The sequence below is a fragment of the bacterium genome, from assembly GCA_040755795.1.
Classification (GTDB): Bacteria; UBA9089; CG2-30-40-21; order CG2-30-40-21; family SBAY01; genus JBFLXS01.
This window is the reverse complement of sequence record JBFLXS010000174.1, coordinates 1-7,837: the sequence shown is the minus strand read 5'-3', so window position 1 is coordinate 7,837 and position 7,837 is coordinate 1. Positions and strand designations below refer to the sequence as shown.

Here is a 7,837-nt window from a genome sequence, read left to right as displayed (position 1 = left end):
AACTTAACAAAGCAATAGGTTGTTCACCACCTTATTTTCCTTCCTTTGCGTCCTTTGCGAAATCTTCCTTTGCGCTCTTTGCGGTTAAATCTTTATACCTTTAAAAAACTTGAACATCAAGTATTAATTTCAATTTTTTTAATAATATCTCCCTATCTCCTTTTCGGACACCAGGCAGTGGAGTATAATTTTGTTTTCCCATGTCGACCTATTTCACAGGTCGAATTTTTTTATTGACATATGCTAAAATTTTTGCTAAAATACCCTCAGAAGGTGCAAAAATGAATAAACAATCCAAAAGACCCAAAAAGCAAATTCCTATCACTCAAGAAAGAGGCATCAAATTATGAATGAATATTTATCTTTTAAACAGAATCAAAGGCAAAAGATTATAGAGAAGATTAAACAATCCCTCCTGAATAAAAATGAGATTGTTTTTGCCTTTATTTTTGGTTCTTTTTTAGATGGACCATCTTTTAGAGATATTGATATTGGTATTTATCTTGACAATATAGAGAAAGGGGACATCTTTAATTCTGAATTGGAACTTTCCGAAATAGTAGCTAAAGACTCTAACTTGCTGTTTGATATTATTGAGATAAAGGTCTTGAACTTTGCACCAGGTTATTTTTTAAATAATATTTTCAATCGTGGACAATTGCTTTTTTGCAAAAATTATCAATTACTCACCGAGATGATAGAAAACACATCTTTAGATACTCTGGCTAATGAATATATTGCTTACCAATCTTTAAAAGAATTAGTGGCGGGTTAATCCTTATGGAAATAGACAAAGAAAAGATTAAACAAAGGGTTTCAGAGATTAGGGAAGCTTTAAAAGAAATACAACGACTTACTTCTATAGACGAAAAAGAATTTTGGTCTAAAAAAGAGAATATGGCTGCGGTAAAATATTATTTATTACAAGCCATTGAATCTGTAGGTGGAATTTGTGTTCATATTGCCGCCAAAAGATTCAATAAAGGAGTTTCGGCTTTTGGGGAATGTTTTGAAATATTAGGGAAAGAAGGGGTTTTAAACGAAGATTTAGTTTTAAGATTAAGGAAAATGGTAAAATTTAGAAACAAACTCATTCACCGTTATTTGGAGATTGAAGACAGAAATATTTTAGGATATACAAAATATGACCTAAAGGATTTTGATGAGTTTATAACATCAGTTGGTAATTTACTTTAACCAGAGATAATAACTGGGAGTTATTTTGCTTTAGATGGATATACTACAAATGCGTGAAGTTCTGTTGATAAGAGATATGAGGATGAGAGTGAAAAAAAACTACCTGTGCAATGGAAATTAATCCGCAGATTTCACAGATATATTTAACCTTGACATAGGGTATAGGAGAAACGACGATGCCCATAGGGAGTGGGCACAAAGGAAGATAAAAATGGTGGTAGAAGATAGAAGGTGGGAGGTAAGGAAATAGGCGTGAGGAGTGATGTTTTCTTTACTTTCTACTTTCTACTCTCTACTCTCTACTTCCTATTTTCAGGAGAAGCATACAAAGGTGACCAGTTGTTCTTAAAAAGAATAATTACCAAAAACTTTAGAAATTTATTCGATAACGAGTTAAATTTTGATTCGAAAATAAATATCTTTGTAGGAGAAAATGGGGCAGGGAAAACAAATCTTTTAGAGGCGATATATTTTCTTGGTATTCTAAAATCCTTCCGCACAAGTGAGGATAGACAACTAATTAAATTTGGGCAAACAGATTTTTATCTAAATGGGGAAATATGGAAAAATAATACTACACTTGAGATTAACATCTTATTTACTAATAATCTTAAGAAGGTAAAGATAAATAATAAACCGCTTACCAGGATAATAGATTTGATTGGGGAATTGAAGGTAATTGTCTTTTCACCACAGGATTTGAATATTATCAAAGGCGCCCCGGCAATAAGAAGACGATTTATGGATATTGAACTTTCACAAACATCCCCAAAGTACTTATACAACCTGCAAAGATACCTCAAAATCATTAGACAGCGGAATCAAACATTATCTTTCCTCAAGAAAAATATGAAATGTGACATAACAGAATTAGAGGTATGGAATGAACAACTAATAGAAACAGGTATTGAGATTATAAAGAAAAGAAAAGAACTAATAGATAGTTTAAATCCCTTAATTAATGAAGTTTATCCTCAGATTAGTGGACAGCCGCAAGAACTAAAGATAAAATATAGACCTTGTGTGGTTGAGGAAGACTTTAGAAAAACGCAGAAAAATAAGCAGGAAGATGAGATAAGACAGGAAGTAACTTTAGTTGGACCTCATCGAGATGATATTTCTTTTTATATAAATGATGTTGAGGCAAGATACTTTGCCTCACAGGGACAACAAAGAACTATCACTATTTGTTTAAAATTAGCCCGGGTGCAAAATATTTATCAACAAACACAAGAATTTCCTATCCTTTTGTTAGATGATGTTACTTCTGAATTGGATAAGAATAGGCGTCAGGCTCTTCTAAATTTTATACCAGACCAGACACAGGTATTTATTACCACGACGGATTTACATGACTTAAATCCAGATTTTGTAAAGGATGCCTGCATATTTAAAATCAGGCAGGGTGAGATAAATGAGAGGGCGGCGAATTGAAGAATTTGGCAATGTGTTAGATAAAATGATGCGGAGAATAAAGGTAATTGATAAGGGGCGAGAAATTTCTTTAGCACATAAATTAGCTGAAGAACGGGCAATTCAATTATGGCAAGAGGTAGTTGGAACTAATGTTGCGGTCCATACAAAACCATTGACAATCAAGGATAAGATAATTTTTGTTAAGGTTGATAGCTCCGCCTGGTGTAATGAACTTTCCTTCTTTAAAAAAGATATTATCAAAAAGATTAATTCTGCGGTGGGAATGCAAGTTATAAAGGATGTATATTTCCAATCTTAACAAACAACTGGTAACTGGTAATTGGTAACTGGTAACTGGTAACTGGTAATTGGTAACTGGTAACTGGTAATTGGTAACTGGTAATTGGTAATTGGTAACTGGTAACTGGTAATTGGTAACTGGTAACTGGTAATTGGTAACTGGTAATTGGTAATTGGTAACTGGTGAATGGTAACTGGTGAATGGTAACTGGTGAATGGTAACTGGTGAATGGTAACTGGTGAATGGTAACTGGTAATTGGTAACTGGTGAATGGTAATTGGTAACTGGTGAATGGTAACTGGTGAATGGTAATTAGTTACCAATTACCAGTTACCAATTACCAAAAAACGAGGAGGTAATCTAAATAATGTCAACAACTTATGATGTCGAGAAAATCCAGGTATTGGAAGGATTAGAAGGGGTCAGAAAAAGACCAAGTATGTATATCGGTGATACACATATTCAGGGCTTGCATCACCTTGTCTATGAGGCGGTGGATAACTCAATTGATGAGGCATTAGTTGGTGCCTGTCAGAATATCAAGGTTGAAATCCATCAGGATGGAAGTGTTACGGTTGAAGATGATGGTCGAGGCATACCTGTGGAGATGCACCCTGTTTATAAAAAAACAGGTGTAGAACTTGTGATGACCACACTTCATGCCGGCGGTAAATTTGATGATAAATCTTATAAAATCTCCGGGGGACTCCATGGCGTAGGTATTTCGGTTGTTAATGGGTTATCCGAATGGTTAGAGGTTGAGGTTAGCCGGGATGGAAAGGTCTATTGCCAGAAATATAAATCAGGAAAACCAACGACTGACCTTGAGATAATTGGAACAAGCAATAAAACAGGGACCAGGGTTAGATTTAAGCCGGATAAAAAGATATTTAAGCAAACCCAGGAATTCTCCTTTGATATGTTATCTCACCGCTTGAGAGAATTAGCCTTTTTAAATAAAGGGTTAAAGATTTCAATTTTAGATGAAAAGTCAAAGAAAGAACATACCTTTGTCTATGAAGGTGGAATTATCTCTTTTGTTGAGCACCTGAATGAAAATAAAACACTACTTCATGATAAACCTATCTACTTCTCAAAACAAAAAGACTCGGTAGAGGTAGAAATTGCTATCCAGTATAATGATGGTTACCAGGAAAATGTCTTTTCTTACGCCAATACGATTAATACCCATGAAGGCGGAACTCACTTAATTGGTTTCAAATCAGGTCTGACCCGTGTTCTGAATGACTATGCCAGGAAGAATAATTTAATCAAGGAGGCTGATTTCTCACTTTCCGGGGAGGATGTTCGCGAAGGGATAACTGCGGTGATAAGTGTCAAATTAAGAGAGCCACAGTTTGAAGGTCAAACCAAGACAAAATTAGGTAATAGTGAAGTAAAAGGTATTGTTGAATCGATAGTTGGAGAGGGATTAGATTTATTTTGTGAGGAAAACCCGGCGATTGTAAAAAAGATAATTGAAAAATCAATCATTGCCGCTCGTGCCCGTGAGGCGGCTCGAAAGGCGCGGGAACTAACCCGACGCAAAAGTGCTTTAGAAACAGATTCCTTACCGGGTAAATTAGCGGATTGCTCAGAGCGTGACCCAGCAAATTGTGAAATTTACTTAGTTGAAGGAGACTCAGCGGGTGGCTCAGCAAAACAGGGGCGGGATAGAAAATTTCAGGCTATTTTGCCCCTAAAAGGTAAAATCTTGAATGTAGAAAAAACCAGACTTGACCACGCCCTGACAAATGAAGAGATTAAAACCATTATTACCGCTTTAGGCACGGGAATTGGTGAGGATGATTTTGATATTACCAAAGCACGGTATCACCGAATTATTATTATGACTGATGCTGATGTAGATGGAGCTCACATCCGCACCTTACTCTTGACCTTCTTCTATCGTTATATGCCACAATTAATAGAAGCAGGCTATGTCTATATCGCTCAACCACCTCTTTATGGGGTCAAGAAAAACAAAAAGGATTTTTATGCCTACTCAGATGACGAATTAGAAAAATTATTAGAAAAAATAGGCAGAAAAGGTGCAACCATCCAGAGATATAAAGGGTTAGGCGAGATGAATCCAGAACAACTCTGGCAAACTACAATGGACCCTGAGACAAGAACAAATCTGCAGGTTACATTAGAAGATAATGTTGAGGCAGATAATATATTTACTATCTTAATGGGTGATAAAGTTGAACCGAGACGACAGTTTATTCAAACCCATGCTTTAGAAGTGCGAAATCTGGATGTGTAGATATATAGTAGTGCCCTGTCGCTACTTAATTGATGTAACTATTTACCCAAATGAAGTGCAAGGTAATCGGTAACAATCAATTGATTTTTTCCCTTTACCGATAACCTGATGACCGATAACTGATTACCTGAATTTCACTTCAGATGGCTAAAATGTTACAATAATAGGACAAGAATCCTTGAAGACGCTAACCATCTACGATGAAAGGGAATTCTAATATGTATCATCAGTTAATTTTAGCCTCTTCTTCACCTCAACGGAAAAAACTATTAGAACAGATTGGGATTGAGGTAACACTAATCCCTCCAGAGATATCTGAGGTAAGGGACGAAGGTATGACCATTGAGGACTGGGTCTGTAAATTAGCTTTAGTCAAGGCTGAAAATGTAGCTAAAAAGTTTAGAGCCGGAATAGTGCTTGGTGCGGACACAGTTGTGGCTTTAGGCGATAAAATATTTGGGAAACCAAGAAATGATGAAGAAGCAAAAAAGATGTTAGGCGAATTATCCGGCACGACTCATAGGGTTATAACTGGCATAGCCCTTATTGATACCTTTACCAAAAATACCTTAGTTGAAAGCGTAACAACTGAGGTAACAATGAAAAAACTCTCTGAACCACAGATTGCCGGGTATGTAATTACCAAAGAGCCTTTAGATAAAGCAGGCGGATTGTGTATTCAAGGTCGCGGGGCTCAATTTATTGAGAAGATAAACGGATGCTATACAAATGTTATTGGTTTGCCTCTGGCTAAATTGACAGATATGTTAGCCCAACTCCCTTCAAAACAACCATCAGGTTTTGAGAGAAAGCGAGTTGATTTGCTAAAAGATGCCCGCGAACTCTTTCCAATTTAGAATAGGGGCAGGAATAAGGATAATGTAACCGTTCAGGTGGTAATTTACCGCAGAGACGCAGAGGAACAGAGAAAATATGGAAATAAATCAGATAACAGAAAAGATTATTGGTGCAGCCATTGAAATACTTATGACCTGCTTGCCGAATGTTCAGCAGGCAAGCCAGATTTGTTAATCCATCCTCGTCCATAAATTTTAATTTTTTCTCTGCGTCTCTGTGCCTCTGGGGTGAACAGTTACGAAAACCGAAAGGCAAAAGACAAAGAAATTATGCTTAATATTAAGTTTATCCGTGAAAATTTAGATAAGGTAAGAAAGGCACTCCTTGATAGAGGTGCTGAGGAGAATTTATTGGACGAGGTTATTTCCTTAGACGAGCAAAGAAGAAAACTGCTCGTAGAATTAGAGGAATTACAACACCTCCGCAATACTACATCTTCAAAAATAGGACAATTAAAAAAACAGGGTAAGGATATAACCGAGTTATCTTCCCGGATGCGTGAAGTAGGCGAAAAGATTAAAGATTTAGAAAATAAATCAAGGGGAACAGAAGATAGATTAAACGAGAATTTGCTTTTCATTCCGAACATTCCTCATTCAAGTGTTCCTTTTGGCAAGGGAAGTGAGGATAACCCTCAGATAAAAATTTGGGGTGAGCCAACCAAATTCTCCTTTGAGCCTAAACCTCATTTTGAGATTGGTGAGAATCTGGGAATACTGGACTTTGAGGCTTCTGCGAAGATGACCGGGGCAAGATTTACCCTCTACAAAGGAGCAGGTGCAAGGTTAGAGCGGGCATTAATTAATTTTATGTTAGACCTGCATACAAAGGAACACGGATATAAAGAAATCCTTCCGCCATTTATGGTCAATTCTGCGGCAATGACTGGTACCGGTCAACTTCCTAAATTCAAACAAGATTTATTCAAATGTGAAGAGACAGATTATTACCTTGTTCCAACAGCAGAAGTCCCTTTAACCAATATTCATCGAGAAGAAATTCTACGAGCAGAGGATTTACCAATTTATTACACCGCATATACCCCTTGTTTTCGGGCAGAGGCTGGTGCCTATGGTAAGGATACAAGAGGTTTAATCCGCCAACATCAGTTTAATAAAGTAGAATTGGTCAAATTTACCAAACCTGAAGATTCTTATACAGAATTGGAGAGATTGCTTGAGGATGCAGAGGAGGTGTTAAAAAAACTGGAAATCCCTTATCGAGTTGTAGCATTGTGTACTGGAGATTTAGGCTTTTCTGCAAGTAAAACTTATGATATTGAAGCCTGGATGCCAGCCTCAGGTGGCTATCGTGAGATTTCATCTTGTAGTAATTTTGAGGATTTCCAGGCAAGACGGGCAATGATTAGATTTAGAAGAACCTCTGATTCCAAACCTGAATTTGTTCATACCTTAAATGGCTCAGGATTGGCAATAGGTAGAACCGTAGTGGCTATTTTAGAAAATTATCAGTTACCGGATGGAAAAATAACCATCCCAAAAGCACTTCAAAGTTATATGGATGGATTAGAAATAATTGGGTAACCTTAATTTGTTCCTTGTGAAAATGACCAAAATTCAAAATTCGGTAACCGTTCAGGATATAGCCACAGAGCCACAGAGAACACAGAGGGGATATATAATCACGAATGAACACAAATACAAAAAGATTCCACCTGTGCGATTAGACTAATTCATCGCAGAGACGCAAAGGAAAAATAAATGTAAAATGTAAAATAGGAAATGAAAAATGGGAAATTTTAGGACTTCGCAAGACTCATTACCTTTCAGTTATAC

The 7,837-nt window shown here is 36.6% G+C and carries 8 protein-coding genes; 7 read left to right on the top strand and 1 reads right to left on the bottom strand.

The genetic code is table 11. The features are described 5' to 3' along the window. Nucleotides 1-346 precede the first annotated feature (346 nt). From AB1414_11715 to AB1414_11700, 4 genes are all read left to right on the top strand, one after another. A complete protein-coding gene (locus tag AB1414_11715; GenBank protein ID MEW6608093.1) occupies nt 347-775 on the top strand; it encodes a nucleotidyltransferase domain-containing protein in 429 nt (142 codons plus the stop codon). A gap of 5 nt (nt 776-780) precedes the next feature. After that, nucleotides 781-1,197 carry a DUF86 domain-containing protein gene (locus tag AB1414_11710; protein MEW6608092.1) on the top strand — a complete coding sequence of 139 codons (417 nt, stop codon included), beginning with the start codon at nt 781-783 and terminating at the stop codon, nt 1,195-1,197. A 231-nt stretch (nt 1,198-1,428) separates the two neighbouring features. Further along, a complete protein-coding gene (gene recF / locus AB1414_11705) occupies nt 1,429-2,631 on the top strand; it encodes a DNA replication/repair protein RecF (protein MEW6608091.1) in 1,203 nt (400 codons plus the stop codon). Further along, a complete protein-coding gene (locus AB1414_11700) occupies nt 2,612-2,932 on the top strand; it encodes a DUF721 domain-containing protein (GenBank protein ID MEW6608090.1) in 321 nt (106 codons plus the stop codon). Before recF ends, AB1414_11700 begins: the two co-directional genes overlap by 20 nt. Here the strand turns inward: AB1414_11700 and AB1414_11695 are convergent. Then, entirely contained in the window at nt 2,929-3,237 is a 309-nt protein-coding gene (locus AB1414_11695) for a hypothetical protein (protein ID MEW6608089.1), read from the bottom strand. The genes AB1414_11700 and AB1414_11695 overlap by 4 nt on opposite strands. A 44-nt stretch (nt 3,238-3,281) precedes the next feature. Between AB1414_11695 and gyrB the strand changes: the two genes are divergently transcribed. The 3 genes from gyrB to serS all read left to right on the top strand — a co-directional run bounded on the left by gyrB (nt 3,282) and on the right by serS (nt 7,585). Beyond that, nucleotides 3,282-5,183 carry a DNA topoisomerase (ATP-hydrolyzing) subunit B gene (gene gyrB, locus AB1414_11690; GenBank protein MEW6608088.1) on the top strand — a complete coding sequence of 634 codons (1,902 nt, stop codon included), beginning with the start codon at nt 3,282-3,284 and terminating at the stop codon, nt 5,181-5,183. 200 nt (nt 5,184-5,383) lie between these two features. Next, the gene (locus AB1414_11685; GenBank protein MEW6608087.1) at nt 5,384-6,040 is read left to right on the top strand and encodes a Maf family protein; all 657 of its coding nucleotides are present in this window, start codon (nt 5,384-5,386) and stop codon (nt 6,038-6,040) included. Between the two features lie 270 nt (nt 6,041-6,310). Then, on the top strand, nt 6,311-7,585 hold the full coding sequence (gene serS / locus AB1414_11680) for a serine--tRNA ligase (GenBank protein MEW6608086.1): 1,275 nt from the start codon (nt 6,311-6,313) through the stop codon (nt 7,583-7,585). Nucleotides 7,586-7,837 lie beyond the last annotated feature (252 nt).

Coding starts and splice junctions, on each gene's coding strand:
- AB1414_11715 (MEW6608093.1), top strand. CDS start 347: ATGAATGAATATTTATCTTTTAAACAGAATCAAAGGCAAAAGATTATA.
- AB1414_11710 (MEW6608092.1), top strand. CDS start 781: ATGGAAATAGACAAAGAAAAGATTAAACAAAGGGTTTCAGAGATTAGG.
- gyrB (MEW6608088.1), top strand. CDS start 3,282: ATGTCAACAACTTATGATGTCGAGAAAATCCAGGTATTGGAAGGATTA.
- AB1414_11685 (MEW6608087.1), top strand. CDS start 5,384: ATGAAAGGGAATTCTAATATGTATCATCAGTTAATTTTAGCCTCTTCT.
- AB1414_11700 (MEW6608090.1), top strand. CDS start 2,612: ATGAGAGGGCGGCGAATTGAAGAATTTGGCAATGTGTTAGATAAAATG.
- serS (MEW6608086.1), top strand. CDS start 6,311: ATGCTTAATATTAAGTTTATCCGTGAAAATTTAGATAAGGTAAGAAAG.